Origin of the sequence: Streptomyces sp. OZ13 (assembly GCF_052068155.1) — a bacterium.
Taxonomy (GTDB): Bacteria; Actinomycetota; Actinomycetes; order Streptomycetales; family Streptomycetaceae; genus Streptomyces.
The window spans coordinates 340,959-366,440 of the sequence record NZ_JBQHCZ010000001.1 but is presented as its reverse complement, the minus strand read 5'-3'; the positions used below and the strand labels follow the sequence as shown (position 1 = coordinate 366,440).

Below are 25,482 nucleotides of genomic sequence, written 5' to 3'. Positions count from 1 at the left end.
CTGAACCTCGCGGACATCTGTTGCACGCGGACCTGGGAGGGCTCTAGGCGTCCGTCCTGATCACCACGTCGAGCATGCGCGGACCGTGCACCCCCTCGACGCGCTCCAGTTCGATGTCGGACGTCGCGGACGGGCCGCTGATCAGGGTCGTGGGCCGGGCCGGCACCAGGCGGGCCAGGGCGTCCGGAACGCCGACCGCGACGGCGGACAGGTCGACCACGCAGACATGCAGGTCGGGCACGAGGGACAGGGCCCGTCGGCCCTGGTCGGCCGAGCCGTCCAGGAAGATCGTGCCGGTCTCGGCGCACGCCACCGCAGAGCCGGTCACCACGCCGTCCAGCGCGTCCAGGCGGGGCGCCGGGATGTCGGCCGAGTCCACCTGGACCGTGCCGTCGAAAGCTACGAGCCACGACCGGTCGAGCCCCGCCGGTACGCCGACGGTGCGGGCGCCGCGCTCGCGCAGCACACGCGCGAGGGTGTCGGCGGTGCCTGCCGCGGTGCACGGGTGGACCTGCGCCTTGTAGTCCACCAGCCGGTCGGTGAACAGCGCGAGGCGCTCCTGGTCGGGCAGGGTGGTGCCGGTGCGGTAGGCCCTCGGCACCGTGACGGGCGGCTTGGGGGCGAGCGTCAGGGCGTCCCGGACGCGGCCGAGAACCGTCTCTCGTGCGCTCATCGCTGCTCCTCGGTCGAGTCGTGCCCGGTCATCGGGTCCCGCTCTTCTCGGTCCTGCGCCAGGCGGGGCCCGGCCGCTCGGTTCTCCGCGCCTTGCGCCGCCGCGCGCAGCGCGTTCGCGCCCTCGGCGGACGCCAGCCACGCGCGGAAGGTCTCCTTGGGCGGCGCCGGGGTGTCCCGGCTGTCGCTCCAGCCGCTGAACGGCGGAGGGAGGCGCGAGATCTTCCCGTCCCGTCCGGCGGCGATTCGGCCGAGGCGGGCGGCCTTCTGCGCGGAGGTGTAGAGGCCCGGCCGGGCCATCACGCCGGCGGCGGCCTTCATGGCGAGCTTCTCCGCAGTCGTGCCCGACTGCTCGGTGTGCTGATGTCGCAGCTCCACGAGCAGCGACGGGATGTCGATCTTCACCGGGCAGGCGTCGAAACACGCCCCACAGAGGCTGGAGGCGTACGGCAGGGAGGCATTGGGGTCGTCCTTCGCCTCGTGCATGCCGGCCAGCTGCGGGGTGAGCACGGCCCCGATCGGACCGGGGTACGTCGACCCGTACGCGTGCCCGCCGGCCCGCTCGTACACCGGGCAGACGTTCAGACAGGCCGAGCAGCGGATGCAGTTGAGCGCCTCACGGCCGACGGCGTCGGCGAGTGCGGCGGTGCGGCCGTTGTCGAGGAGCACCAGGTGGAAGTCCTGCGGGCCGTCCCCGGGCGTGACGCCCGTCCACAGCGAGGTGTACGGGTTCATGCGCTCGCCCGTGGAGGAGCGCGGCAGGAGCTGGAAGAAGACCTCCAGGTCCTGGTGGCGCGGCAGTACCTTCTCGATTCCCATGACGGTGATCAGGGTGTCCGGCAGGGTGAGGCACATGCGGCCGTTGCCCTCGGACTCGACGACGGAGAGGGTGCCGGTCTCCGCGATGCCGAAGTTCGCCCCGGAGACGGCGACCTTGGTGGTCATGAACTTCTCACGCAGATACGCCCGTGCCGCCGCCGCGAGATGGGCCGGTACGGAGTCGAGCCCCGGGTCGACTCCGGGGATCTCCTTGAGGAAGATCTCGCGGATCTCGTCCCGGTTGCGGTGGATGGCCGGCACCAGGATGTGCGACGGCTTGTCGTCCGCGAGCTGCACGATCAGCTCGGCGAGGTCGGTCTCGTGGGCGGTGATGCCGTGATCGGCCAGGTGCTCGTTGAGGCCGATCTCCTGTGTGACCATCGACTTGACCTTGATGACCTCCTCGCTGCCGGTGGCGGCGATCAGGCGGGTCACGATCGCGTTGGCCTCGGCCGCGTCCCGCGCCCAGTGGACCGTGCCGCCCGCCTCCGTGACCTTCTCCTCCAACTGTTCCAGCAGTTCCGGGAGTCGGTTCATCGTGTCGGTCTTGATGGCGGAGCCCGCGTCCCGCAGCTGCTCCCAGTCGTCGAGTTCCGCCGTGACGGCGATCCGCTTGGCGCGGATGGTGCGGGTGGCCTTGCGCAGGTTCCTTCGCAGCTGCTCGTTGCGCAGCTCACCGTGCGCGGCTTTCGGGAACTTCTGCTCCCCGCGCAGGTTTCCCTCGCCGTACGGCGCGCGGGGCGGCGCGGCGGGCATGCCGAGAAAGGTGCTGCGACTCATCGTGCGACCTCCGTCAGGGGGTACGGCGAGGTACGGGTGGCGGCGAGGATCTGAGCGAGGTGCAGGGTCGTGGTTCCGGCCCTGATGCGGGAGAGCCCGCCCCCGATGTGCATGAGGCACGAGGAGTCGCCCGCCGTACAGACGGCCGCGCCGGTGCCGGTCACCGCCGCGACCTTGTCGCCGAGCATCGCGGTCGACGTCTCGGCGTTCTTCACGGCGAAGGTGCCGCCGAAGCCGCAGCATGCGTCCGCCTCGGGCAGTTCCACCAGGTCGATGCCGTCGACGGCGCGCAGCAACCGAAGCGGCTTGTCACCGACGCGCAGCATCCGCAGGGAGTGGCAGGTGGGGTGGTAGGTGACCCGGTGCGGGAAATAGGCGCCGACGTCCACGACACCGAGCACGTCGACCAGCAGCTCGGACAGCTCGTACGTCTTGGCCTTGACGCCGGCGACGCCGGACCGCAGCGCCGCGTCCCCGTACCGCTCGGCGATGATCTCGTGCTGATGCCGTACGGAACCGGCGCACGAGCCGGAGGGCATGACCACGGCCTCGATGGAGCTGTCGCCGAACTGCTCGGTGAAGTTCCGCACGAGGGGGACGGGCTCCCGCTGATAGCCCGTGTTCACGTGCATCTGCCCGCAGCAGGTCTGCCCCGGTGGGAAGACCAGCTCGTGGCCGAGCCGGCTGAGCAGCAACGCGGTCGCTTTCACCGCGTCGGGGAAGAGTGTGTCTCCGAGGCAGGTGGCGAAGAGTCCGATTCGCACGGGAAGGCCTCCACGATCTCGTATGGTCCGACCATACTAACGACAATCCATAATTTGGTCTTTGGCAGTGGGCAGTTTCGCCCCATGCGTTGGTGCGCTGTCGACCGTGCTCCGGGCGGCGGACGGGCCGGCCCCCAGAAGGGACCGCCCCCGGGCGGACCGGCGCGGCTGTTACTCCGCCCCCGGCTCCTCTGTCCGCGTCGTCTCCGTGTCCTTCACGAGCTTGCCGTGGAAGCCGCGGATGTGGCGCTCGGCGAGATCGGCCGCTCGGGCGCCCTCGCCCGCGCGGACCAGGCGCAGCAGTTCGGTGTGCTCGGCGTTGAGAGCGGCCGCGGTCACCGGCCAGGTCCCGTCCGCCTCCTCCGCCTCCAGAATCAGCGTGCGCACGGACTCGCGGACCGCGGACGTCAGCGTGGAGATCAGCTGATTGCCGGAGCTGCGTGCGATCTGGATGTGGAAGCGCGTGTCCAGTTCGTTGAACTCCGCCACGTCGATGTCGTCCCGCTGCATCCGGTCGAGGATCTCCGCCGCCTCGGCGAGCAGTTCCTCGGGCGCCGAGCGGGCCGCCGCCTCGAAGCTCGACCGCTCCAGCACGACCCGGGCCTCGAGCACGTCCTGGAGGTCGTAGCTCCCGAGCGCCAGATGCAGTCGCAGCAGCCGGCCCAGGGCGTCGTCGGGATTGCGGACGATGCGCGCCCCGGAGTCGGGGCCGCGCCCCACCTGCGCGGCCAGTACGCCGATCGTCTCCATCACCCGCAGGGCCTCGCGCAGCGCGGACCTGCTCACCCCCAGGACAGGTGCAAGCTCGCGCTCGGGCGGCAAACGGTCGCCCGCCTTCAACTCGCCGGACAACAGCCGTTCCTCGATGCTCTCGAGGACGAGCTCATGTGTCCGTGACTGCCGCACGGGACGCCATTCGGCTGCCATCGCCCCACCTTCCGGACCTGCTTGTCGTTGGGTCCGAGCGTATGTCACGGCTTCACTATGGTCCGACCATGAACGTGTCGGCTGCCGTGGGCGACGAGGAGGCACCGACGCAGGCCGGACCTGGCATCGCGCATCAGACGCTCCTGCCTGCGGGGGCGAGCCGGGCGGCAGCCGCGTCCCATGCGGCGGTGTCGCCGCTCGGGGTGTAGCGCCGGAGATGCTGGGTGGAGGCGATGAGCCGGCGCATCGCGCCCAGGTCGGACACCAGCCCGGCCGCTCTGGCCTGAATGAGGATGTTGCCGAGGGCGGTGGCTTCCGTGGGGCCGGCGATGACGGGGAGTCCGGTGGCATCGGCCGTGAACCGGCAGAGCAGTTCGTTGCGGGAGCCTCCGCCGACGAGGTGGATGTGCGTGATGTCGCGACCGGCGAGTTCGGCCGCCCGGCGCAGGGTGCGGCGGTGGGCCAGGGCCAGGCTCTCCAGGATGCAGCGGACCACGGCGCCTCGGCTGTCCGGGACGGGCCGGCCGATGCGGCGGCAGTGGTCCCGGATCCGTTCCGGCATGTCGCCCGGGGTGAGGAACTCGGGGTCGTCCGGATCGATGATCGCGCCGAACGGCTCGGCGCGGGCCGCTTCGCCGAGGAGCGCGGGAAGGTCTGCGGACCGGCCTTGCCTCTCCCAGGTCCTGCGGCATTCCTCCAGCAGCCACATGCCCATGATGTTGCGGAGGTACCGGACAGTGCCGTCCACGCCCAGCTCGTTGGTGAAGTTCGCGGCCCGCGAGTCTTCTGTGAGGACCGGGGCCTCCAGCTCGAGGCCTGCCAGCGACCAGGTGCCGCACGAGATGTAGGCGAAGTGCGGCTCGGTGGCCGGAACGGCGGCGACGGCGGAGGCGGTGTCGTGCGAGGCGACGGTGACCACGGGGGTCCGGGCGTCGAGGCCGGTACCGGCGGCGACGTGCGGCAGGAGCGTGCCGGCCGGGTCACCGGGGCGGCGGAGCGGGGGCAGCAGAGCGGGGTCGATGGACAGCCGGTCGAGGAGTTCCCCGGACCAGGTGCCGGTGCGTGCGTCGAAGAGGCCGGTGGTGGAAGCGTTGGTCGCTTCCGCTCCGACGGATCCCGTCAGCAAGTGGATCAGCAGGTCCGGGATCAGCAGCAGGGTGCGGGCAGCCTGCAACTGGGCGGTGTCCGCGGCGGCGGCGAGCTGGAAGACGGTGTTGAACGGCAGGTGCTGGAGCCCGGTGGTCCGGTACAGCTCCTGCGGTCCGACATGCGGCCACACACGTTCGGCGGCGCCGTCGGTGCGGATGTCCCGGTAGTGGTAAGGGGGGCCGAGGAGGGCGCCGTCGGCGTCGAGGAGCCCGTAGTCCACCGCCCAGCTGTCCACTCCGATGGAGATCACACCGCCGGCGCGGGCGGCTTCCCGCAGACCGTCGAGGGTTCCCTGGAAGAGGGCGAGCAGGTTCCAGCGCAGCCCGTCGGGCAGGAGGACGGGGGTGTTGGGGAACCGGTGGGCCTCGCTCAGATCGAGGCTGTCCGGCCCGACTCGGCCGAGGATCACCCTGCCGCTGGTCGCCCCGAGGTCGACCGCGGCGAATGCGGAGGGAGAGCCCGAGGAGGTCGGGGTGCTGGTCACGTGGTGATACCTCCGCTGTGCGCGGCAACGAGTGAGGAACAGGAAGGGCACGGCATCGCGGGCCGGCGGCGCCGGCGGGACAGAGCCGCATGCGGCATCCGGCCGCCGGCCCGTGGTGCGCCCTGATGCCGCCGCGTCGGGCGCACCGGCATCAGGGCGGCTTCGGGTCAGCGCAGGAAGGCCGCGGCGACGCCCGCGTCCACCGGGATGTGCAGCCCGGTGGTGTGGGACAGGTCGCCGCCGGTGAGGGCGAAGACCGCGTTCGCCACGTGCTCGGGCAGCACCTCACGCTTGAGAAGCGTGCGCTGGGCGTAGAACTCGCCGAGTTTGTCCTCCTCCACCCCGTACACGGCGGCCCGCTGGGCGCCCCAGCCACGGGCGAAGATGCCGGAGCCGCGAACGACTCCGTCAGGGTTGACGCCGTTGACGCGGATGCCGTGCTCCCCGAGCTCGGCCGCCAGCAGCCGCACCTGGTGCGCCTGGTCGGCCTTGGTCGCGCCATAGGCGATGTTGTTGGGGCCCGCGAAGACACCGTTCTTGGAGGCGATGTAGATGATGTCGCCGCCCAGCTTCTGCGCGATCATCACGCGCGCGGCCTCGCGGGAGACCAGGAAGGAACCGCGGGCCATGATGTCGTGCTGGAGGTCCCAGTCCTTGGCCGTCGTCTCCAGCAGCGGCTTGGAGATGGAGATGCCCGCGTTGTTGACGACCAGGTCGACCCCGCCGAAGGCGAGGACGGCCTCGCGGAACGCGGCGGCGATCTGCTCCTCGCTGGTGACGTCCACGGTCACGGCGACGGCCCTGTCCGGTCCGCCGAGTTCTTCCGCGACGGTCGCCGCAGCCGTGCCGTCGAGGTCGGCGACCACGACGCAGGCGCCGTCGGCGACCAGCCGGCCGGCGATGGCCCTGCCGATGCCGGAGCCGGCGCCGGTGACCAGCGCGACCCTGGTGGCCAGCGGCTTGGGCGCCGGCATCCGCCGGAGCTTGGCCTCCTCGAGGTCCCAGTACTCGATGCGGAACTTCTCCGACTCCTCGATGGGGCTGTACGAGGAGACGGCCTCGGCGCCGCGCATCACGTTGATCGCGTTGACGTAGAACTCGCCGGCGACGCGTGCGGTCTGCTTGTCCTTGCCGAAGGAGAACATGCCGACGCCCGGCACCAGGACGATCGCGGGGTCGGCGCCGCGCATGGCCGGCGAGCCGGCGACGGCGTGCCGCTCGTAGTAGGCCCGGTACTCGGCGCGGTATTCGGTGTGCAGCTCCGCCAGGCGGGCGACCGCCTGCTCGAGCGGTGCGTCGGCGGGCAGGTCCAGGACCAGCGGGCGGACCTTGGTGCGCAGGAAGTGGTCGGGGCAGGACGTGCCGAGGGCCGCGAGGCGCGGGTGCTCGGCGCGGGAGAGGAAGTCCAGCACCGTCTCGGAGTCCGTGAAGTGGCCGACCTGCGGGAAGTCGGCGGACGCGATGGCGCGGACGTGCGGGGCGAGGGCAGCAGCGCGGACGCGCCGTTCGTCGTCGGGCAGCGGCGCGTGGCGCCCGGTCACCGGGCCGAAGGGCTCGGGGCGGCCCTTCTCTGCAAGGAACGCCTCGGCGGTGCGGATGATGTGGAGCGAGTTGGCCTCGCACTCCTCGGACGTGGCGCCCCACGCGGTGACACCGTGGCCGCCGAGGACGCAGCCGATGGCCTGCGGATTGGCCTCCTTGATCGCGGCGATGTCCAGGCCGAGCTGGAACCCGGGCCGCCGCCACGGCACCCACACGACCTTGTCACCGAAACACTCGGCGGTCAGCTTCTCGCCGTCGGCCGCACAGGCCAGTGCGATACCGGAGTCGGGGTGCAGGTGGTCCACATGGGCGGCGTCGACCAGTCCGTGCATGGCCGTGTCGATGGAGGGCGCGGCGCCGCCCTTGCCGTGCAGGCAGTAGTCGAACGCGGCGACCATCTCGTCCTCGCGCTCGACACCCGGATAGACGGCCTTCAGGGCGCGCAGCCGGTCGAGGCGCAGCGCGGCCAGTCCTTCGGCCTTCAGTGTGCCCAGGTCGCCGCCGGAGCCCTTCACCCACAGCAGTTCCGTCTCGCCGCCGGTGACGGGGTCGGTGGTGGTGCCCTTGGCGGACGTGTTCCCACCCGCGTAGTTGGTGTTGCGCGGGTCGGAGCCGAGCCGGTGAGACCGCGCCAGGAGCCCGGCGACTTCAGGGTGAATGGCGGAGGCCATGATGCTTCTTTCCTTCGGGATGGGGTGACGAGGGAGGTTGCTCGAGGACGCGGACGGCGTCGGAACGGCGGCTACGCGCCCCAGCCGGCCTGCTCGCCGCCCACGCGCTCCGCGGCGATCCGCTCCTGCCAGCCGCTGGCGCGGTAGGCCGCGACCGGGTCGGGGTTCAGGCCCTTCTCCTCACGGACCTCGGCCAGCAGGGGCCGCACATCGGTGTTGTAGGCGTCCATCAGCACGGCGTTGGCCGCCAGGACGTCGCCCTCTGCCTGCGCCGCGGCCAGCGCTTCGGCGTCGATCAGCAGTGCCTTGGCGGTGGCTTCCTGGACGTTCATCACCGAGCGGATGATCGCCGGGATCTTCGCCTCGACGTTGTGGCACTGATCGAGCATGAAGGCCACGCCGGTGGCCGGGTCCAGGCCGCCGTTCTTGATGACTTCGTGCAGGATCCGGAAGAGCTGGAAGGGGTCGGCGGATCCGACCATCAGGTCGTCGTCGGCGTAGAAGCGGGAGTTGAAGTCGAAGCCCCCCAGCTTCCCCTCGCGCAGCAGCAGGGCCACGATGAACTCGATGTTGGTGCCGGGTGCGTGGTGGCCGGTGTCCACGACGACCTGCGCCTTCTCGCCGAGCTTCAGGCAGTGTGCGTAGGCGGTGCCCCAGTCGGGGACGTCGGTGGTGTAGAAGGCGGGCTCGAAGAACTTGTACTCCAGGAGCATCCGCTGGTCATCGCCCAGGCGCTCGTAGACAGTCTGGAGCGCCTCGGCAAGGCGGTCCTGGCGGGCCGCGACGTCGTCCTGGCCGGGGTAGTTGGTGCCGTCGGCGAACCAGAGCTTCAGGTCACTGGAGCCGGTGGCGTCCATGATGTCGACGCACTCCAGCAGGTGGGCCACGGCCTTGCGGCGCACGGCGGCGTCCGGGTGGCAGATACTGCCGAGCCTGTAGTCGTCGTCCTGGAAGGTGTTGGAGTTGATCGGGCCCAGTTCCAGACCACGGTCCTTCGCGTGCACGGACAGGGCCGCGTAGTCGTCCACCTTGTCCCAGGGGATGTGCAGCGACACCCGGGGGGTGACGCCGGTGAACTCGTGGACCTTCGCCGCGTCGTCCAGCTTCTCGCGCGGCGAGCGCGGTACGCCGGGCTGCGCGAACACCTTGAACCGCGTTCCGGAGTTGCCGTAACCCCAGGAAGGCGTCTCGACGCGCTGGCCGGCGAGTGCTGCTTTCACGGCAGTGATGTCAGGCATGTCCACCTCTAGATACGCAAGTTGCCCCGTCGCGGGAGCCCAGAGACCCAGTGACGTTGAATCGATTCAGGATGCCGCTGAAGCTAGTGCTTGACGCAGTTGCCGTCAAGGACTCCTGCCGCGCCTGTCGAACCCGATGCCGCCCCCTGGCCACACAGGGCCCCAGGACACCCCACGGCGTAGCAACGTGCAGTTCACAGCCGTCTCCCACCGCCTCGGCCGCTCCGCGTCGGGGAGTTCGGGCGACCACGTGGGGCTCAACCTCTTGACTGCCCGGACACGCTGGAGCTAGCTTCCGGGCAACCCCATTGAAACATTTCACAGCGGGGTGTCCGCTCGGCACACGTACTGGAGAGAACTCATGACTCATCCCGAACCGGAGACCACTCCGGTGCTCGCCCTGGAGGGAGTGAGTAAATCCTTCGGCGCCGTCCGGGCCCTGCGCGACGTCTCCCTGCGACTGTACGCGGGCGAGGCCCATGCCCTGGCGGGCGAGAACGGTGCGGGCAAGTCCACTTTGATCAAGACTCTCGCGGGCGTGCACCGTCCGGACACCGGTACGGTCCTCCTCGACGGCAAGCCGGTGGATTTCCACAGCCCGGCGGACGCCCGCGACGCCGGGATCGCCGTGATCTACCAGGAGCCGACGCTCTTCCCCGACCTGTCGGTCGCCGAGAACATCTTCATCGGCCGGCAGCCCCGCCGCTCGCTGGGCAGGGTGGACCACCGTGCGGTCAGGAAAGCGGCGGCCGACCTCTTCGCGCGCCTCGGTGTCGCCCTCGACCCCGACCAGCCGGCCCGCGGCCTGTCCATCGCCGACCAGCAGCTGGTGGAGATCGCCAAGGCCCTCTCCTTCGACGCGCGTGTCCTGATCATGGACGAGCCGACGGCGGCTCTCACCGGCAGCGAGGTCTCCCGGCTGTTCGGCGTCGTCAGGACGCTCCGCGAGCAGGGTTCGGCGGTGCTTTTCATCTCGCACCGCCTGGAGGAGATCTTCGAGTTGTGCCAGCGGGTCACCACCCTGCGGGACGGTGCCCGGATCGCCAGTGAGCCGCTCTCCGCCCTTGACGAGGACGGTCTGGTGCGCCGTATGGTCGGCCGCGATCTGGAGGAGCTCTATCCCAAGCAGGTCACCGAGATCGGCGAGGTCGCCCTCAGCGTGCGCCGGCTGACGCGCGAAGGCGTGTTCACCGACGTGTCCTTCGACGTACGCCGCGGCGAGATCCTCGGCCTGGCCGGCCTCGTCGGGGCGGGCCGCAGCGAAGTGGCCCGGGCCGTCTTCGGTGTCGACAGGTTCGACGCCGGCGAGATCGAGGTGCTCGGCCGCAAACTTCCTCCGGGTGCTCCGAGCCTGGCCATGGCCGCCGGGATCGCCCTGGTGCCGGAGGACCGCCGCGCCCAGGGCCTGGTGATGGACATGTCCATCGAGAGGAACATCGGCCTCACCGGCTTCGCGGCGACCTCCCGGGCCGGGCTGATGAGCCGGCGTGCCGAGCGCAGCCGCGCCGTGGACTGGGCGACCAGGCTCCAGGTGAAGTACGCACGCCTGGCCGACGTCGTCGGGACACTCTCGGGCGGCAACCAGCAGAAGGTCGTACTGGCCAAATGGCTCGCCACGGCTCCCCAGGTACTGATCGTGGACGAGCCGACAAGGGGTATCGACGTCGGGACGAAGGCCGAGGTGCACCGCCTGCTGTCCTCGCTCGCAGCCGATGGCGTGGCCGTGCTGATGATCTCGTCCGATCTGCCGGAGATCCTCGGCATGGCGGACCGGGTCCTGGTGATGCACGAGGGCCGGCTGACCGCGGAGATACCTCGGTCGCAGGCGACAGAGGAGACCGTGATGGCCGCCGCGACGGGCCGCACCGACCGAGAGAGGAAGGCGGCATGACCATGACGGTCGAGCCGGTGCGACAGGAGGTCGCGCCCGAGTCCGTCGCCGCACGGCGGCTCGTGGACAAGATGTTCAAGGCACGCGAGCTGGCGGTCGTCGCCGTGCTGGTGCTCATGCTGGGCGCCACGCAGCTGTCCAACGGCGAGTTCCTGTCCCAGCAGGGCATCAAGGACCTGATGCTCAACGCGACCATCCTGGTGCTGGTCGCGGTCGGCCAGGCGATGGTGGTGATCACACGCAACGTCGACCTGTCGGTCGGCTCGGTGCTGGGCATCTCCGCCTTCGCCGCAGGCCTCTTTCTCCAGGACGGCGGCCACCCGCTCCTCGCGGTCCTGCTGGCTGTCGGCCTCGGCGCGCTCTTCGGCGTGCTCAACGGGGCGCTGGTGAGTCTTGGCAAGGTGCCGGCGCTGGTGGTGACGCTGGGCACCCTCTACATCATCCGCGGCATCGACTCGATCTGGGTGGGTTCCCGCCAGATCACCGCGAGCGATCTGCCCGACACCTTCGTGGACTTCGGGCACGACGGCATCTCGGTGGTGCCCTATCTCGCGCTGCTCAGCCTGGCCGTCCTGGTCGTCGTCGCCTACTTCCTCCGCGGCTACCGCAGCGGACGGGACATGTACGCCCTGGGGTCCAACCCGGAGGCCGCGCGGCTCGCCGGTGTTCCGGTCCGGGCCCGCATCATGACCGCCTACGTGGTCTGCGGCGCTCTCGCCGGGCTCGCCGGCGCCCTGTACCTCGCCCGGTTCGGCAACGTCGACTCCAACACGGGCAACGGGTACGAGCTCATCGTGGTCAGCGCCGTCGTCGTCGGCGGCGTCGCCTTCACCGGCGGATCCGGCTCGGTCTACGGCGCCGCGCTGGGCGCCCTGCTTCTGACCTCCATCAACAGTGTGCTCCCCGCCCTGGGCGTGAGTTCGGTATGGGTCACCGCCATCAACGGCTTCCTGCTCCTGCTGGCCATCGCCGTCGACCGGATCCTGGCGCTGCGGGTGGCCGGCGCCCTGCGCAAGAAGGCCGCACAGACGAGGAGTGCCCGTCATGCCTGACAACACCGCCAAGTCCCCCGTACTCTCCCGCCTCGGCGGCGCGGTGCGCTGGGACAGTTCGGTCGGCGTGCTGCTGGTCGTCCTGTTGATCTGTTCGTTCTCCTTCGTCGAGAACTTCGGCAACGCGCTGAACGTGTCCTTCCTCATCGGCAACACCCTGCCCATCGCCCTGATCGCGCTGCCGATGGCAATGCTCGTGGTGTCCGGCGAGGTGGACCTCTCCGTGGCCTCCACCGCCGGCCTGTCCAGCGCGGTGATGGGCGCGCTGTGGAACGCGGGCATGGCGATCGAGACGATCATCCCGCTGTGCCTCCTGCTCGGAGTGGTGTGCGGTCTGATCAACGGACTCCTCGTCACCCGGCTCGGCCTGCCGTCGCTGGCCGTCACCATCGGCACGCTCGCCGCCTACCGGGGCATCGCGCAGATCGTCCTCGGTTCCGACTCCGTGACCGACTTCCCGGCCCAGTACCTCGACTTCGGAGCGGGGCGGTTCGGGGACACCTTCCTCCCGTACGCCGTCGTCCCCTTCGTCGTGCTGCTGGCGATCGCCGTCGTCCTCCTCCACGCCACGCCCGTCGGACGCTCCCTGTTCGCCATCGGCGCTTCCGAGGAGGCGGCCCGCTTCGCCGGCGTCCGGGTCAAGCGGCTCAAGCTGGCCATGTTCGTGTCCACGGGTGCGATCGCCGCTCTCACCGGTGTCTTCTGGACCCTGCACTACGCCAGTGCCCGCTACGACAACGCCACCGGGCTCGAGCTGTCCGTGATCGCCGCCGTGCTGCTCGGCGGTATCGACTTCGACGGCGGCAAGGGCACGATCGGCGGCGCCATCGCCGGTGTGTTCCTGCTCGGCACGCTGCAGAACGTCATGAGCCTGCTGAACGTCTCCGCCCAGTCCCAGATCGTGGCCACCGGAGTCCTGCTGGTGATCTCCGTGCTCGCTCCCCGGATCGGCCGCCAGGTCTCCCAGGCCCGGGCTCGCAGGAGAACCGCCGCGTCCCCACCGCCGGCGGTCCCGTCCTCGTAACTCTTTGCCGCATCCCGGCTCAGGCCGGCCCCGCCCCGCTCTCCCTCCCGCACAGGTAAAGGAACGTCCCATGTTCACACCCACCGCCGGATCGCGTCGCCTGACTCTCGCGCTCGCCACCGTCACGGCCCTCGCCCTCGGCGCCACCGCCTGCGGCGGCACGACCAAGGACTCCGCGTCGAAGGACGGCGGCACCGCGGCCGCCGGCAAGGCCGACCCCAACGCGGAGACCAAGAAGGACCTCACCGTCGCCTTCCTGCCCAAGCAGGTCAACAACCCCTACTTCACCACCGCCGACAACGGCGGCAAGAAGGCCGTGGAGGAGCTGGGCTCGACCTACAAGGAGGTCGGCACCAGCAGCGGCACCGACACCGCCGGTCAGGTCAGCTACGTCAACACCCTGACGCAGCAGCAGGTCGACGCGATGGCCGTCTCCGCACAGGACCCCGGCGCTCTGTGCACCGCGCTGAAGCAGGCCATGAAGAACGGCGTCAGTGTCGTCACCTACGACTCCGACACCAACAAGGACTGCCGCCAGGTGTTCGTCTCCCCGGCCTCCGCCGAGGACCTCGGCCGCACCCAGGTCCAGTTGCTGTCCGAACAGATCGGCGGCAAGGGTGAGATCGCGATCCTGTCCGCAGCGCAGACCGCGACGAACCAGAACACCTGGATCGACTTCATGAAGGACGAACTGAAGAAGCCCGAATACAAGGACATCAAGCTCGTCAAGGTCGCCTACGGCGACGACGACGCCCAGAAGTCCTTCCAGCAGACCCAGGGACTCCTCCAGGAGCACCCGGATCTGAAGGGCATCATCTCCCCCACCACCGTGGGCATCAAGGCCGCCGCCCAGTACCTGTCCGGCTCCAAGTACAAGGGCAAGGTGAAGCTCACCGGCCTGGGCACCCCCAACGACATGCGCGCCTACATCAAGAACGGCACCGTCGACGCGTTCGAGCTGTGGGACCCGGCCAAGCTCGGCGCCCTCGCCGCCCACGCCGCCGTCGCCCTCGAATCCGGCCGGATCACCGGCGCGAAGGGCGAGACCCTCGCCGCCGGTGACCTGGGGACCTTCACCATCGGCGAGGACGGCGTCGTCTCCCCGGGCGAGCCGACCGTGTTCGACAAGTCCAACATCGACAAGTTCGACTTCTGATCCGTACGACAGGCTGTGGGGCCCCGGGACTCCCGGGGCCCCGCACCCGACGGCAAGGTGACTCGATGCAACGCGTCTGCTTCCTGCTGAAGGTCCGCTCCGAGAGGGTCGCGGAGTACCGCGACCGCCATCAGGACGTGTGGGCCGACATGCGCGCCGCGCTCCGTGAAGCCGGCTGGCACAACTACTCCCTCTTCCTGCGTGAGGACGGCCTGCTCGTCGGCTACCTGGAGACCGACGACTTCGAAGCCGCCCGCGCGGCCATGGAGGCGACCGAGGTGAACGCACGCTGGCAGGCCGAAATGGCGGAGTTCTTCGAGGAGCTCGAGGGACAGGCGCCCGACGCCGCCATGCGTCCTCTCACCGAAGTGTTCCATCTGGCGTGATCCAGGTCCTGGCTCCGTAGGATGAACGTTCCCTGTCGGACCCATTCGAGGACGGGGATGAAACAGCAGGAGACACACATGACGGACTCCATGCCGACTGTCGGCATCAAGGACGTGGCACGGGAGGCGGGGGTCTCCGTGGGCACGGTGTCCAACGTGCTCAACCAACCGAGCCGCGTCTCGCAGCAGACGCGGCGTCATGTGGAGCAGGTGATCGCGCGGCTGGGCTACGTGCGCAGCGAGTCCGCCCGTCAACTGCGGGCCGGGCGCAGCCGCGTGCTGGCGCTCCTCGTCCTCGACATGGGCAACCCCTTCTTCGTCGACCTCGCCCGCGGGGCCGAGCGAACGGCCCGGGACGCGGGACTTGCGGTCATGGTGTGCAACAGCGGGCAGAACGCCAAGGAGGAGGCGGAGTACCTCGACCTCTTCGCCGAACAGCGGGTCCGGGGGGTGCTGGTCACCCCTGCCGACCCGAGCGGGCAGAGCCTGCTCAGGTTCCGCCGGCACGGCATCCCCTACGTCCTCGTGGACCGGGTGGCGGGGGACGCGGAGGGCTGCTCGGTCTCGGTGGACGACGTCGCCGGCGGCGCGCTGGCGATCCGCCACCTCACGGGCGCCGGTCACCGCTCCATCGCCTTCATCAGCGGGCCGCCGCACCTGAAGCAGGTGCAGGACCGGCGGACGGGGGCGCTGGACGCTCTGGCTCAGGCCGGTCTGCCGCCCCATGCGCTCCAGGAGGTGCCGACCGAGCGCCTCGACGTGGCTGCCGGACGTGACGCGGGCGCCAGGCTGCTGGGCCTGGCGGAACGGCCCACCGCCGTCTTCTGCGCCAACGACCTGCTGGCCCTCGGTGTGCTCCAGTTCATGTACACGGCGGGCATCAAGGTTCCAGAGGAGATGGCCATCGTCGGGTACGACGACATCGAATTCGCCGCCGCGGCGACCGTTCCGCTGACCTCCGTCCGGCAGCCCGCCCGCACGATGGGCGCCATGGCGGCCGGCCTCCTTCTCCAGGAGACCGGTGATCAGGCGGACGAGCACCGGCACGAGCACGTGGTCCTCCAGCCCGAGCTGGTCGTCCGCGGCTCGAGCCTGCCGGCGCGCTGACGCCCCTGGGCATTTTCGCGGGTCACGGCCGACGCATCCGGTCGCGACGCCGGCGGATGGAAGGACGCACGGAGCCGGACCGGGCGGACGCCCGGTCCGGCTCCGTCTGCCGACTACGTCGGCTGCCCGGGCAACAGATCACTGCCGGCGGCGTACACCGAGGTGAAGGTCCAGTCACCGGAGCCGACCTCGTAGACCGCCTCGCCCTGCTCGGTCCGCAGCAGCTCCGCCCCGTCCGGGGCGGTGACGCCGCCCGAGGTGAACGGCACGCGTACCTCAGCCGTGCTGCCGGCGGGCACCGTCAGCCGCAGCCGGTAGCGGTCGCCGTCGCGCTGCCAGTCGGTGCTCGCGGTGCCGTACGGGGTGCGGCAGGAACCCGAGGCGGAGGTGAGGTCACCGACGACGGCCGGGTATTGAGACGGAAGGTGTGCAGCCGCTCCGTGTCGACGAACAGGAGGTAGGCGCAGGTGCGCCGCATGTTGGCGAGGAAGGGGCTCTCCAGGAGCCGCACTTCGGTCAGCGGGAAGGGATTGTGACCGAGGATCGTAGTTGGCGGGTGAAGCTCTCTTCGGTGCAGGTCGCCGGCAGGTGGAGGGAGCTGTTGGCGGATCTTGAGGGCGATAGTTGGCGGGGCCGGGCTCCGTCTTGGTCACGATGCGTGACTGATGGTGACGACCACCTGTCTGGCGTGTTCCTCGAGGGCCGTGCAGAGCCAGGAGGCGGGGACGGGTGGTTCTTGCGATTCCCAACGCCTGAGCTTCGTCGGGTGTGGCATATCTAGCGAGAGTGTTCGGTCGTGGGGCCGCATTGGTGGCTGGAAGACTGGTGCGAGAGCGAACTCGCTTCCCGTGATGTAGCTCCAGACGAAGGCGGATGCGCACTCTCGGGTGTGCTCGTTCGGCTTCCGACCTCGCCCTGGAGGGCGTTGTCGGCAGAGCTCGTTCCATGTCCTGTCGTCGATGGACCAGCGGGAGAACTGCATGCGGCGGGCCCGGTAATCGACCTTCTCCTGGCCGAGGACGTGCTGCGCCAAGAGTCGCAGCGTGGCCGGCAAGTCTCGGTTCTTGAGGTCGCGATGGGGATCCAGTGGCTTGATCCGCAGGCGGCTTCGGGTAGTCCAGGACGTGGGGATGCCGAGGAACGCTGCGGCTTCCAGGAAGTTCATATCGCTGATCGCCTGGACCAGGTGGACGGGCAGAACGCGCCGGAGTCGGTAGCTGGTGAGGGCCCGCTCGGGTTCCTCCAGGGTGGCGGCCAGCAACCAGGAGCCGGGGAGGCACTGCGGGATGTGCTCAAGAGCGATCCCGAAATCCGTGAGGGTGTTGGTAGGGGCGAAGACCTTCTGGGTTGTATTCGCCTTGGAGGCCTGCAGTGTCGGGGCCCCTGCCGGATCCAGTCGGCGGAGAGCCTGTGCCGGTAGACCTGGTCGATCCGGCGCCGGAGCGAGGGAGAAGCCTCGTGAGAGAGCATGTGCCAGGTCCTGCCCCAGCGGAGATCGTCGCGGGTGGGAAGATTCCGCAGCAGTTGGGGCAGCGCGCTGCGCGGTCCGGATGAATCCTGAGCGAGCAGGTGGTAGGCCGCAAAGAGGAGACCGGCGGTCGCGATGCTGTCACCCGGTGGTGCGCTCCAAACGGCTGCGGGTGGAGAGCCTGCGCTTTCGGTCGCTGGGCCAGGGCCGTGACCATCCTGCTTGCTGCGGTGCGAGATGCGCTTCCAGAATGGCCCGGGTCGCGGCGGGGGCGAGCTCGGCCGCGACGGGCCAGCCCGCCTGGATCAGGGAGATGGCGACCTGGAGATCGGCGAACCGCTGGGAGGCGAGCTCTGCGGGCTCGTCACCGTCCAGGAGGTCCAGGAGGACGGTCTGCAGGTCCGCGAGTTCCGGGGTCAGGGCCGCAGCGGCTGGCTCGGCGCCGTCGAGGCGGTGACCGCAGACTTCACGCTTGCCAGAGCCGCCCAGCCAGTTGCGGCACTGCGCGGGGTGAAGCCTCGGCGCGTTGGCGGCGGGCAGCAAGGTCAAGGGGCTCCCCGATCTGCCGCTGAGTGCGGGCAGCCGGCAGCGCGGGCACTCGCTGCGAAGGAAGGTCCAGTGATCAAGGCAGGCGAAGGTGACAGCCAGCCGCCACTGTCGCTTCCAGGGCCCGCCATGGCTGGCCTGGATCGGCGTTCCATCGCCTGCGAGACAAGCCGGGCAGTAGCGTGAATGGTTCATCAGCAACCAGGGCTGAGACAGCCTGTCGGGGGCGAGGAATGCTTCCCGGGCGGACCAGTGCCCGTGCAAGGGCGGGGTAGCGGTCGGCGTATGGCCGAAGCGTCAGCGCGTCGGCGTCCGCGGTGGTCATCCGGGTCACTTCGGCGAAGGCGTGCAGGCGAGCCGACTGCATCATCAGCAGATGCTCCGCTGAGACCCTGGCATGGGGATCATCTGGGGGATCAGCGTGACTCGCCGTGCCAACTGGTGCGGAGTCAGGTCAAGACGGTGGGTCAGGCGGAGAAGGAAGCCGGGCAGGCTTTCGTCGGGCAGGGGCTCAAGGCTCCTGGGCAGCGGGGCTTGGGCCGCGGGCATGAGTCAGCCCGTCCTGTCTTCGGCGGCGCGTGGTCCGTGATCGTCGAACACGGTGTTGCGAGGCAGGCGTTTCGCGCCGGAGGTCCGGCGGGCGGCGGGTGCCGGGGGCGGGGAACTGGGTTCGTCGGGGGCGTCGGTCATCTCTTCCCGGCGCAGGACGATCTCGTCGAGCAGGTCCTCGTCGAGGACCTCCCTGCCGCTGTCCATCGCTTCCTGGGCGCCGTCCTCGATGAGCCGCCCGAGCAGTCCGACGACGCCGCCGGTGCGGCGCATCAGGTATTCCGGCATGGTGCCGTCGATGAGCATGCCCCTCTTCGCGTTCAGCAGCCGCAGGTGCTGCTCGATCCCGTCCAGGTGGTTGACGAACGCCTGGATCTGCTTCGGCGTGGTGTAGCGGAAGCGGTCGAGCTCGATGAGCTCGAAGCGGTGCTCCGTCTGCGTGATCTCCAGGCCGTGGATGCGGGTCGACTCCAGTGGCGGCATCTCCCACTGCCCGGTCCTCTTGTTCCACTTGGACTCACGCAGCAGCCCGATGCCGGGGATGTTGACGGCGGTCAGGATCAGGGTGACGTCCAGACTCATGAAGGCCCGGATCAGGTCGAGGACGTCCTGATCGTCGGCCCGGTGCATCCGCAGCCGGCTGACATCGTCCAGGATCACCGCCTTGACGCCGTGGTCGTGGAGCGAGTCGGCGACCTGCCGTACCAATTCCGGCAGAGTCGCCGACTTGCGCATCTCGGCGCGGAAGAAGCCCAGGATGGAGGCGCAAAGGCTCTTCGGTGACGCCGTCACCGGAGTCGAGACATAGACAACCGGCGCGTGGACGTCACGGGTGCCCGGCAGAGTTCCGGGCTTGAGGTAGCTGTGCATCTGTAGCCAGTGGTCCTCGAAGACGGCCGCGGTCGAGCAGACAGATGCCGTCTTGCCGTAGTTGCCCCAGCCGCTGACCATGACACCGGCGCGTGTCGGGTCGTCCTGTTTCATCGTGTTCCCGCGCAGTCGGCGCCGGATCAGCCTGCCGACCTTGTCGTGCATGGGGGTGTCCTGCAGCGGGAGGTTCGCGTTCGTCAGGTGGCGAAAGAGGTCATAGTCCGCGCGGCGGCTCTCCGGGGTCATCCTCCACTGCTGCGGCGAGATCACCGGAGCGGGAAGTAGCATGCCGCGGCGGGATCGGTAGCTCTGCCAGCCGACGTAGGTGTCCCGCGGTGGGTGCCCGCCCAGGATCAACTCGGCAATCTTGGACCGTGAGGGCAGGCCCTCCAGCGGATCACCGTGGGAGAGGGCTCGGGTCATGCGTCGTCCTCCCGGACAGTCGTCTCGGCGTCCGCGTCGTCGCGCGGCGGAGGCAGGAACATGGGCCGCCGGTTCAGGGCCTCGTGCAGCGTCGGCGGAGCCAGGGGCCGGGTTCCGGCGAGTGCTTCTTCCCGTCGCCGGCGGCGGTCGGTGTCGACCGCCCGGTCGATCATGCGGGCGTGCTCTGCCCAGGCCGCAGGCATCCGAGCCGCAGACGGCTCGTCCGCGGTGGCGGGCGCGGTGGGGCGGTCCGCCGCTGCGGTCTGCGCGCGAGCGATCTCACGGGCCTGGGCGACGCGCCGCTTCTTGCCGGCCTTCTTCTCGGCCTGGCTGGGCCATTGGTCGACGGGCGTGACCGAGCCGAGGATCTCCAGCAGATGCTCCAGGAACTCGCTCTCGGAGTGGATCCTGATCTTGTTCGCCTTCACGTGTCCCAGGAGAGCGTCGGCGGTCTTGTCGGAGAAGGCGGGAATCTCGCCCTCGGGCGGAGCAGTCCTCGCCAGCGCAGGATGTGCCAGGTCTCGTGGTCGGCAGGGTCCTGGAAGAACACCTGCCGGCGGTCCCTTCGGTCACTGCGGACCACCCACTGGCCAGCGTATTTGCCGCCTCGGGCGGAGGGCTGCTGGAAGCGCGGCTCGTCGAGGACGGGGTCCCCAGGTGGCGCCAGGCGCATCAGGCCAAAACCCTGATCAGCCACTATCGCCGACGATGCGACCCACTGCCACACAGACGGCGCTTCGGTCGTGCACCGTTCCTTTGCGTGTCAGGACGTCGGGCGGCGGTCACGCCGCCGCGTTCAACAGATCGGCGAGGATGCCGGGCCGTTCCAGAGCGATGAAGTGGCCCGCTCCCGGCACCTGCGTGAAATCGGCGGCAGGCAGCAGCTCCTTGTCGGCCTCCCGGTCCGACGTCCGGGACCAGTCCTTCTCCCCGTAGACGAGGTGGACGGGTGCCTTGACATCGGGGTAGCGCGAGCGGGCCGCGATGAGGCTGGGCAGGCTCTGGTACACGGCCCGGGCGACGGTCGGGTAGCCGGGGCGGCTGCCCACCTGAAGGAGCTCGTCCACGTAGTCCTCCCGCAAAGCGGTCTTGTCGCCGAGGCCGCCCTGGAGGATCTTGCGGAGGGCGGCCTTGGGCTCCACCCCGGCGATCACCGGGCCCACTCCCGCCATGAGGACACCGCTGACAACCACGCGGGCGAGGAGACTCGACCGGGCGATTCCGTCGCGGAAGTCGTACGTGTTGACCGCGACGACGCGCCGTACCCGTTCCGGCAGATCGGCCGCGGAGGTTAGGGCGAGCACCGCCCCCATGGACTCCCCGACCAACGTCACGTCGTGGAGGTCCAGTTCGGTGAGGAGCCGCTTGACGCCCGCGCGCATTGCCGGTTCGTCGTACGAGGCGCCGGGCAGGATCTCCGAGTAGCCCATCCCCGGCAGGTCCAAGGCGTACACGGTGTACTGGTCCGAGATCAGGGGGATGAGGTGGCGGAAATGCTCGGCCTGGGTGCGCACGGTGTGCAGCAGGACCACGGGAGCACCGGTGCCCGCCTTGAGGTAGCGCAGTGTTCCCTCACGGCTGTGGCGTCCTGCGCGCGGGGCGATGGTGTGGCTGGTGGTCCCCGGAATGTGAATCGTGGGACGTGGCTCTGGGCTGGGCATCTCGCTGGCCTTACTTTGTGTGAACTGCTGCGGACAGGTGATTCGGATACGGTTCGCCCGAAGGGGCGTGACCATGGCCCAGCCCTTGGATTCGTTGAGAAACCGACCGGTTTCCATCACGCTCGCGCAACAGCGGGTACTTCTTCGGGGCAGGCATCGTCTGGGCTCCTCTCATGAAACCCTTCTGACCCTCTGTCAACACCTTCCGCATCTCCGGGGGAAGCTCACCCATCGAAGATCGGTAACCAGGACCGCCGACTGCCCGACCCTGAGTGTTCGAGAGTAGTCAGGGTGACCGAAACAGCGCCTGACAGGACATCTCAGGCCGAAAGGGCGGCTGGCTGGCACGGCTTGGAGAATCCGGGCTCGCAGACAAGCACTGACGCAGCGGCACAGTGACATCGATTCCCATCGACATTGATCATGAAAACGCGCGCCAGGTGACTCCCGAACTCAGGTCGAAACGACATCCACGGAAAGTGACACAGCCAGGCGGGTTCTTCTCGTTGTGGCGGGCGGCGTTCTCGGCGTCCGGCAGGGCCGTTGCCCTGGGTTCACGTCATGGAGACGACGACCTTGCCGGCCTTCGCGCGGCCTTTCTCGACGTACTCCATGGCCTGAAGGGTCTCGTCGAAGGGGAAGACCCGGTCGACGACGGGGCGGATCTTCCCGGCGTCGATGAGGGGGGTGAGTTCGCGCAGCTGGTCGCCACTGGCCTTCATGAACAGGAAGGAGTACGTGACATCGAGACGCTTGGCCTGGCGCCGGGTCCTGGCGCTGAGCGCGGCGATGCCCAGGCGGAGCACCAGGTTCGAGCCGAGTTCGCGGGCGGTGGTCGGGTCGGGCGGGCCCGCGACGGAGATGGCCAGGCCGCCGGGCTTGAGGATGCGCAGGGACTTGGCGAGGTTCTCGCCGCCGAGGGAGTCCAGGACGAGGTCGTAGCCGGTGAGGAGTTCGGAGAAGTCCTGGGTGCGGTAGTCGATGACCTCGTCCGCGCCGAGGTCCTTGACGAGGTCGATCTTGGCGGTGCTCGCGGTGGCGGCCACGTGCGCGCCCAGTGCCTTGGCCAGTTGGATGGTGATGGATCCCAGGCCGCCGGCGCCCGCGTGGATGAGGACCTTCTGGCCCGGCTGGACGTTCGCCCGCTCGACCAGGGCCTGCCAGGCGGTCAGCGCGACCAGGGGGAGGGAGGCGGCCTCGGTCATGGTGAGCGTGGCGGGCTTGGGCGCCAGGTCGTCCTGGTGGACGGCGAGGAGTTCGGCGAAGGTGCCGATGCGGTCCTTGTCGGGCCGCGCGTAGACCTCGTCGCCCACCGCGAAGCGGGTGACGGACGATCCGACGCGGACGACGGTCCCGGCGAGGTCGTTGCCCAGGACGAGCGGGAGACGGTAGGGCAGGATCGACTTGAGGTCACCGTCGCGGATCTTCATGTCCAGCGGGTTGACACTCGCCGCGTCGATCCTGACCAGGACGTCGTCGGCGCCCACCTGGGGGTCGGGTATCTCGGCGGCGCGCATCCCGGCCGCAGCACCGTACTTCTCGACCATGAAGGCCTTCATCGTCATCTCCGTTCGTGTGGTCTCCCGTCCAAGCGGGAGGGGAGTTCTGTCCGTGAGGGGTTTGTCTCGTTACGGGACGGTTTGTGGTGTTCTTCTGGTCCGCGCGCTCCGCGTCGGCACGGCAGTGGCCAGTGCCTGCGCGGAGAGCTCTGCGTCGGCCGTTTTTCCGGGCTCAGGCCACCGGCACGACCGGGGCGATGACGCTGCTCGCGTCGCCGCCCTGGAGGAGTCCCAGCGAGCCCGCGATGCCCTCGCGCGGTACGCCGAGCGGCATGGCGCTGACCTTGTCGAGGGGCGCGTACTGCTCGTCGGTGAGCTGGACGTCGAGGGCTGCGAGGTAGCTGTCGGCGCTGTCGAGGAAGGTGCCGCCGGCCTCGGCGAACCGGTCGAAGATCCGGCGGGCCTCGTCGGGCTCGGCGCCGGCGCCCCAGCCGGTGCCGAAGTTCGCGGTGCCGAGCGCGTACTCGGAGACGCGCAGTCCGGTCTTGCGGCCGAAGGCCGCATAACGCATGAGAAGTCCTTGCGCAAGGGGGCCTGGAAGGCCGTCGTGCCGTGGTGGAGGGGGTGAGCGTCAGCCCGCGTTCGGCTGGGGCGCCGCGGACAGGCTCTGCTTGACGTACCTGCTGGTCTCGTCGGCGAGGATCTCGGGCAGGCCGGTCTCGATGCCGTAAAGGGCCTGGGCCGCGACGTCGGCGGCGGCGACCTTCTGATCGGCGGGCACGCCGGCGGCCATGTCGGTGTCCATGTAGCCGACGTGCAGCGCCGAGACGGTGATCCCGCGGGGCGCCAGTTCCTCGCGACTCGCGTCGCTCAGCGCCCAGGCGGCGGCCTTGGAAGCCGCGTAGGAGCCGAGGCCTGCCGGGTGGAACCAGGACAGGGCGGACAGGACGTTGAGTACGGCGCCGCCGCCGTTGCCCTCGATGACGGGAGCGAAGGCCCGTGTGGCGACGAGCGGGCCGAAGAAGTTGGTCTCCATCTCGCGACGTACCTCGTCCAGGTCGCCGCCGACCAGCGTCGCGCCGGTGGAGATGCCCGCGTTGTTGATCAGAAGCGTCGCGTCCGACGCGATGCGGGCGGCCTCCAGTATCGACTCCTGGTCCGTCACGTCGAGGCGCAGTGGGCGGACGCCCGGCAGGTCGACCGTCTCGGGACGGCGGGCCGCCGCGTAGACCTTGGCGCCATGCTCCACGAGCTGGGCGGCCAGGTGCCGCCCGAGGCCCCGGTTGGCGCCGGTGACCACCGCGACCGCGTTCTTGAGTTCCATGCTCGCTCCTGTCCTTCGCAGGCGCCGTCGGAGCACCCGCGTCAATTAGATTGCAAGCACAATCTAAACACAGGGCTATGATAGATGCCAGTCGACATCCAAACGGGAGGTGGCCATGGGCCGCGTATCGCAGGCGCAGGCGGAGGAAAATCGCAGGCGGGTGGTGGACACCGCGTCGCGGCTGTTCCGGGAGCAGGGCACCCACGTCAGCGTCGCCGATCTCATGAAGTCGGCCGGCCTCACCCACGGCGCCTTCTACAAGCAGTTCGCCTCCAAGGAAGCGCTCGTCGATGAGGTCACCGCCCACGCCTTCGATGAGATCGCACGGCGCAATGCGGCCGGGCTCGAGCGGCACGACGGGCAGCGGGATGCCGCTCAGCGGGCCCTGATCGACGCCTACCTCTCCGTCGAACACCGTGACAACGCGGCGGACGGCTGCCCGGTCGCGGCTCTCGCCACCGATATCGCGCGCGGACCCGAAGGCCGCGAGGCGCGCCGTACCTACGCGGAGGGCGTGGCCGACTTCGCCGCGTTCCTCGCCCCCGCCGAGGCCGTCGCGGACGGCGAGGGCGTCGGTGGCGTCGGGGGCGGCGAGGGCGGCCTCGCCCGGCTGTGCACCCTGGTCGGTGCTCTGGTCCTGTCCCGGGCCACCCAGGGCTCCCCGCTCTCCGAGGAGATCCTCGCCGCCGCGCACGCGGCCCTGACGGAAGCCGGCTGACCGGGGGCCCGGCATCGGGCGCCGCGCGGCGTGTGCGCACCGGCCTCACCCGCGAGGTGACGCGGGGCCCGAGGCTTCCGTGCTCGCGGCCTGATCGGTCTGGCGTAGTTCCGTGCTCCCTACGGCAGTTGTCGTGCAGATGCGACACCTATCGTGCTCAGGCTCATCACAACGCAGCGTTACCGAAGCAAGATCCGCCAACTACTGTGCTCGTCCGCCAAGTAAAAATCTCGGTCGCACGGATCGAGCGCCGGCCGGGCGACGGCCGCGGTGGCCGCGGCGTCGGCGTCGGCGTCGGCGTCGGTGTCGGTGTCGGTCGACGGTCCGGCGTTCGGGACGGCGGCCGCCACGGTGGAGGCGGCCGCGGCCGCGGCGGCGGTGACGGTGACGGCGAGGACGTGGCGGCGGGTGGGGCTGGGCGCATGGGGTCGCGCGGACAAGAGCCGGCTCCTTCGGGGCAGGGAAGAAGCACTCGGTGACTGGCCGTTGCGCGCAGGGGCGGCGGGACGCGACGCGGTCCGATACAGCCGACCCTGCAGCGAGTTGAAACGTTTTTGTCACGCCGAACGGAAAGGTAGGCGGAGGCTTCATACGCGTCAAGAGTTCCGGCAAACACTCCCGGGCCCGGGGACCTCGCACGACGTTCCGAGCCCGGAAAAATACCTGCTGGTAGCGCCATCTGACACGACGATACGGAGGACTGATCCGCCTCGGCCAAGGCCTTGCGGGCCACGCCGCGGCCTGCGTATGTTCCAACCCGGC

23 protein-coding genes and 2 pseudogenes are annotated in these 25,482 nt (G+C 69.7%); 7 read left to right on the top strand and 18 right to left on the bottom strand.

Annotated elements, in window-relative coordinates; genetic code table 11:
* Nucleotides 1–43: 43 nt before the first annotated feature.
* The 7 genes from ACTMTU_RS01620 to rhaI all read right to left on the bottom strand — a co-directional run bounded on the left by ACTMTU_RS01620 (nucleotide 44) and on the right by rhaI (nucleotide 9,046).
* A complete protein-coding gene (locus tag ACTMTU_RS01620) occupies nucleotides 44–673 on the bottom strand; it encodes a LutC/YkgG family protein (protein ID WP_441261583.1) in 630 nt (209 codons plus the stop codon).
* Nucleotides 670–2,271, bottom strand: coding sequence for a LutB/LldF family L-lactate oxidation iron-sulfur protein (locus tag ACTMTU_RS01615; protein WP_441261582.1), 1,602 nt, complete (start codon nucleotides 2,269–2,271; stop codon nucleotides 670–672). Before ACTMTU_RS01615 ends, ACTMTU_RS01620 begins: the two co-directional genes overlap by 4 nt.
* On the bottom strand, nucleotides 2,268–3,035 hold the full coding sequence (locus ACTMTU_RS01610) for a (Fe-S)-binding protein (RefSeq protein ID WP_441261581.1): 768 nt from the start codon (nucleotides 3,033–3,035) through the stop codon (nucleotides 2,268–2,270). Before ACTMTU_RS01610 ends, ACTMTU_RS01615 begins: the two co-directional genes overlap by 4 nt.
* 171 nt (nucleotides 3,036–3,206) lie before the next feature.
* A complete protein-coding gene (locus ACTMTU_RS01605) occupies nucleotides 3,207–3,962 on the bottom strand; it encodes a FadR/GntR family transcriptional regulator (RefSeq protein ID WP_441261580.1) in 756 nt (251 codons plus the stop codon).
* Between the two features lie 133 nt (nucleotides 3,963–4,095).
* Nucleotides 4,096–5,595, bottom strand: a complete 1,500-nt coding sequence (locus tag ACTMTU_RS01600) for a rhamnulokinase (RefSeq protein WP_441261579.1) — start codon at nucleotides 5,593–5,595, stop codon at nucleotides 4,096–4,098.
* Between the two features lie 167 nt (nucleotides 5,596–5,762).
* Nucleotides 5,763–7,808: a bifunctional aldolase/short-chain dehydrogenase gene (locus tag ACTMTU_RS01595; protein ID WP_441261578.1), complete on the bottom strand. Its 2,046-nt coding sequence runs from the start codon at nucleotides 7,806–7,808 to the stop codon at nucleotides 5,763–5,765.
* A gap of 71 nt (nucleotides 7,809–7,879) precedes the next feature.
* Entirely contained in the window at nucleotides 7,880–9,046 is a 1,167-nt protein-coding gene (gene rhaI, locus ACTMTU_RS01590; RefSeq protein ID WP_441261577.1) for an L-rhamnose isomerase, read from the bottom strand.
* Nucleotides 9,047–9,407: 361 nt separating this feature from the next.
* Between rhaI and ACTMTU_RS01585 the strand changes: the two genes are divergently transcribed.
* From ACTMTU_RS01585 to ACTMTU_RS01560, 6 genes are all read left to right on the top strand, one after another.
* Nucleotides 9,408–10,937, top strand: coding sequence for a sugar ABC transporter ATP-binding protein (locus tag ACTMTU_RS01585; RefSeq protein WP_441261576.1), 1,530 nt, complete (start codon nucleotides 9,408–9,410; stop codon nucleotides 10,935–10,937).
* Nucleotides 10,934–11,989 (top strand): ABC transporter permease, encoded by a 1,056-nt coding sequence (locus tag ACTMTU_RS01580; protein WP_441261575.1) that lies wholly within the window; start codon nucleotides 10,934–10,936, stop codon nucleotides 11,987–11,989. The genes ACTMTU_RS01585 and ACTMTU_RS01580 overlap by 4 nt, the downstream gene beginning before the upstream one ends.
* Nucleotides 11,982–13,013, top strand: coding sequence for an ABC transporter permease (locus ACTMTU_RS01575; protein WP_441261574.1), 1,032 nt, complete (start codon nucleotides 11,982–11,984; stop codon nucleotides 13,011–13,013). Before ACTMTU_RS01580 ends, ACTMTU_RS01575 begins: the two co-directional genes overlap by 8 nt.
* 70 nt (nucleotides 13,014–13,083) lie before the next feature.
* Nucleotides 13,084–14,169, top strand: coding sequence for a rhamnose ABC transporter substrate-binding protein (rhaS, locus tag ACTMTU_RS01570; RefSeq protein WP_441261573.1), 1,086 nt, complete (start codon nucleotides 13,084–13,086; stop codon nucleotides 14,167–14,169).
* A gap of 65 nt (nucleotides 14,170–14,234) precedes the next feature.
* Nucleotides 14,235–14,555, top strand: a complete 321-nt coding sequence (locus ACTMTU_RS01565) for an L-rhamnose mutarotase (protein WP_441261572.1) — start codon at nucleotides 14,235–14,237, stop codon at nucleotides 14,553–14,555.
* Between the two features lie 78 nt (nucleotides 14,556–14,633).
* Nucleotides 14,634–15,662 (top strand): LacI family DNA-binding transcriptional regulator, encoded by a 1,029-nt coding sequence (locus tag ACTMTU_RS01560; protein ID WP_441261571.1) that lies wholly within the window; start codon nucleotides 14,634–14,636, stop codon nucleotides 15,660–15,662.
* Between the two features lie 113 nt (nucleotides 15,663–15,775).
* Here the strand turns inward: ACTMTU_RS01560 and ACTMTU_RS01555 are convergent, their stop codons facing one another.
* From ACTMTU_RS01555 to ACTMTU_RS01510, 10 genes and pseudogenes are all read right to left on the bottom strand, one after another.
* Entirely contained in the window at nucleotides 15,776–15,931 is a 156-nt protein-coding gene (locus ACTMTU_RS01555) for a hypothetical protein (protein ID WP_441261984.1), read from the bottom strand.
* A gap of 45 nt (nucleotides 15,932–15,976) precedes the next feature.
* Nucleotides 15,977–16,609 (bottom strand): annotated as a pseudogene (locus ACTMTU_RS01550) (hypothetical protein); the annotation flags it as partial.
* A gap of 662 nt (nucleotides 16,610–17,271) precedes the next feature.
* Nucleotides 17,272–17,679, bottom strand: coding sequence for a hypothetical protein (locus tag ACTMTU_RS01545; protein ID WP_441261983.1), 408 nt, complete (start codon nucleotides 17,677–17,679; stop codon nucleotides 17,272–17,274).
* Between the two features lie 69 nt (nucleotides 17,680–17,748).
* Nucleotides 17,749–17,940: pseudogene (locus ACTMTU_RS01540) on the bottom strand (TniQ family protein); the annotation flags it as partial.
* 288 nt (nucleotides 17,941–18,228) lie between these two features.
* Nucleotides 18,229–19,518 (bottom strand): TniB family NTP-binding protein, encoded by a 1,290-nt coding sequence (locus ACTMTU_RS01535; RefSeq protein WP_441261570.1) that lies wholly within the window; start codon nucleotides 19,516–19,518, stop codon nucleotides 18,229–18,231.
* On the bottom strand, nucleotides 19,515–19,946 hold the full coding sequence (locus ACTMTU_RS01530) for a hypothetical protein (RefSeq protein WP_441261569.1): 432 nt from the start codon (nucleotides 19,944–19,946) through the stop codon (nucleotides 19,515–19,517). Before ACTMTU_RS01530 ends, ACTMTU_RS01535 begins: the two co-directional genes overlap by 4 nt.
* Before the next feature lie 354 nt (nucleotides 19,947–20,300).
* On the bottom strand, nucleotides 20,301–21,179 hold the full coding sequence (locus ACTMTU_RS01525; protein ID WP_441261568.1) for an alpha/beta fold hydrolase: 879 nt from the start codon (nucleotides 21,177–21,179) through the stop codon (nucleotides 20,301–20,303).
* A gap of 554 nt (nucleotides 21,180–21,733) precedes the next feature.
* Entirely contained in the window at nucleotides 21,734–22,738 is a 1,005-nt protein-coding gene (locus tag ACTMTU_RS01520) for an NADP-dependent oxidoreductase (protein WP_441261567.1), read from the bottom strand.
* A gap of 172 nt (nucleotides 22,739–22,910) precedes the next feature.
* The gene (locus ACTMTU_RS01515) at nucleotides 22,911–23,249 is read right to left on the bottom strand and encodes an aldo/keto reductase (protein ID WP_441261566.1); all 339 of its coding nucleotides are present in this window, start codon (nucleotides 23,247–23,249) and stop codon (nucleotides 22,911–22,913) included.
* A 60-nt stretch (nucleotides 23,250–23,309) separates the two neighbouring features.
* Nucleotides 23,310–24,002: an SDR family oxidoreductase gene (locus tag ACTMTU_RS01510; RefSeq protein WP_441261565.1), complete on the bottom strand. Its 693-nt coding sequence runs from the start codon at nucleotides 24,000–24,002 to the stop codon at nucleotides 23,310–23,312.
* A 115-nt stretch (nucleotides 24,003–24,117) separates the two neighbouring features.
* On the opposite strand from ACTMTU_RS01510, the gene ACTMTU_RS01505 reads away from it, so the two are divergent.
* Nucleotides 24,118–24,720: a TetR/AcrR family transcriptional regulator gene (locus tag ACTMTU_RS01505; RefSeq protein ID WP_441261564.1), complete on the top strand. Its 603-nt coding sequence runs from the start codon at nucleotides 24,118–24,120 to the stop codon at nucleotides 24,718–24,720.
* A 179-nt stretch (nucleotides 24,721–24,899) separates the two neighbouring features.
* Here the strand turns inward: ACTMTU_RS01505 and ACTMTU_RS01500 are convergent, their stop codons facing one another.
* Nucleotides 24,900–25,160, bottom strand: coding sequence for a hypothetical protein (locus ACTMTU_RS01500; protein ID WP_441261563.1), 261 nt, complete (start codon nucleotides 25,158–25,160; stop codon nucleotides 24,900–24,902).
* Nucleotides 25,161–25,482: the final 322 nt, after the last annotated feature.

Excerpts from the sequence above, each read along its gene's own strand:
- ACTMTU_RS01620 (WP_441261583.1), bottom strand. The coding sequence starts at position 673 with ATGAGCGCACGAGAGACGGTTCTCGGCCGCGTCCGGGACGCCCTGACG.
- ACTMTU_RS01615 (WP_441261582.1), bottom strand. The coding sequence starts at position 2,271 with ATGAGTCGCAGCACCTTTCTCGGCATGCCCGCCGCGCCGCCCCGCGCG.
- ACTMTU_RS01605 (WP_441261580.1), bottom strand. The coding sequence starts at position 3,962 with ATGGCAGCCGAATGGCGTCCCGTGCGGCAGTCACGGACACATGAGCTC.
- ACTMTU_RS01595 (WP_441261578.1), bottom strand. The coding sequence starts at position 7,808 with ATGGCCTCCGCCATTCACCCTGAAGTCGCCGGGCTCCTGGCGCGGTCT.
- rhaI (WP_441261577.1), bottom strand. The coding sequence starts at position 9,046 with ATGCCTGACATCACTGCCGTGAAAGCAGCACTCGCCGGCCAGCGCGTC.
- ACTMTU_RS01585 (WP_441261576.1), top strand. The coding sequence starts at position 9,408 with ATGACTCATCCCGAACCGGAGACCACTCCGGTGCTCGCCCTGGAGGGA.
- ACTMTU_RS01580 (WP_441261575.1), top strand. The coding sequence starts at position 10,934 with ATGACCATGACGGTCGAGCCGGTGCGACAGGAGGTCGCGCCCGAGTCC.
- ACTMTU_RS01575 (WP_441261574.1), top strand. The coding sequence starts at position 11,982 with ATGCCTGACAACACCGCCAAGTCCCCCGTACTCTCCCGCCTCGGCGGC.
- rhaS (WP_441261573.1), top strand. The coding sequence starts at position 13,084 with ATGTTCACACCCACCGCCGGATCGCGTCGCCTGACTCTCGCGCTCGCC.
- ACTMTU_RS01565 (WP_441261572.1), top strand. The coding sequence starts at position 14,235 with ATGCAACGCGTCTGCTTCCTGCTGAAGGTCCGCTCCGAGAGGGTCGCG.
- ACTMTU_RS01560 (WP_441261571.1), top strand. The coding sequence starts at position 14,634 with ATGACGGACTCCATGCCGACTGTCGGCATCAAGGACGTGGCACGGGAG.
- ACTMTU_RS01535 (WP_441261570.1), bottom strand. The coding sequence starts at position 19,518 with ATGACCCGAGCCCTCTCCCACGGTGATCCGCTGGAGGGCCTGCCCTCA.
- ACTMTU_RS01525 (WP_441261568.1), bottom strand. The coding sequence starts at position 21,179 with ATGCCCAGCCCAGAGCCACGTCCCACGATTCACATTCCGGGGACCACC.
- ACTMTU_RS01520 (WP_441261567.1), bottom strand. The coding sequence starts at position 22,738 with ATGAAGGCCTTCATGGTCGAGAAGTACGGTGCTGCGGCCGGGATGCGC.
- ACTMTU_RS01515 (WP_441261566.1), bottom strand. The coding sequence starts at position 23,249 with ATGCGTTATGCGGCCTTCGGCCGCAAGACCGGACTGCGCGTCTCCGAG.
- ACTMTU_RS01510 (WP_441261565.1), bottom strand. The coding sequence starts at position 24,002 with ATGGAACTCAAGAACGCGGTCGCGGTGGTCACCGGCGCCAACCGGGGC.
- ACTMTU_RS01505 (WP_441261564.1), top strand. The coding sequence starts at position 24,118 with ATGGGCCGCGTATCGCAGGCGCAGGCGGAGGAAAATCGCAGGCGGGTG.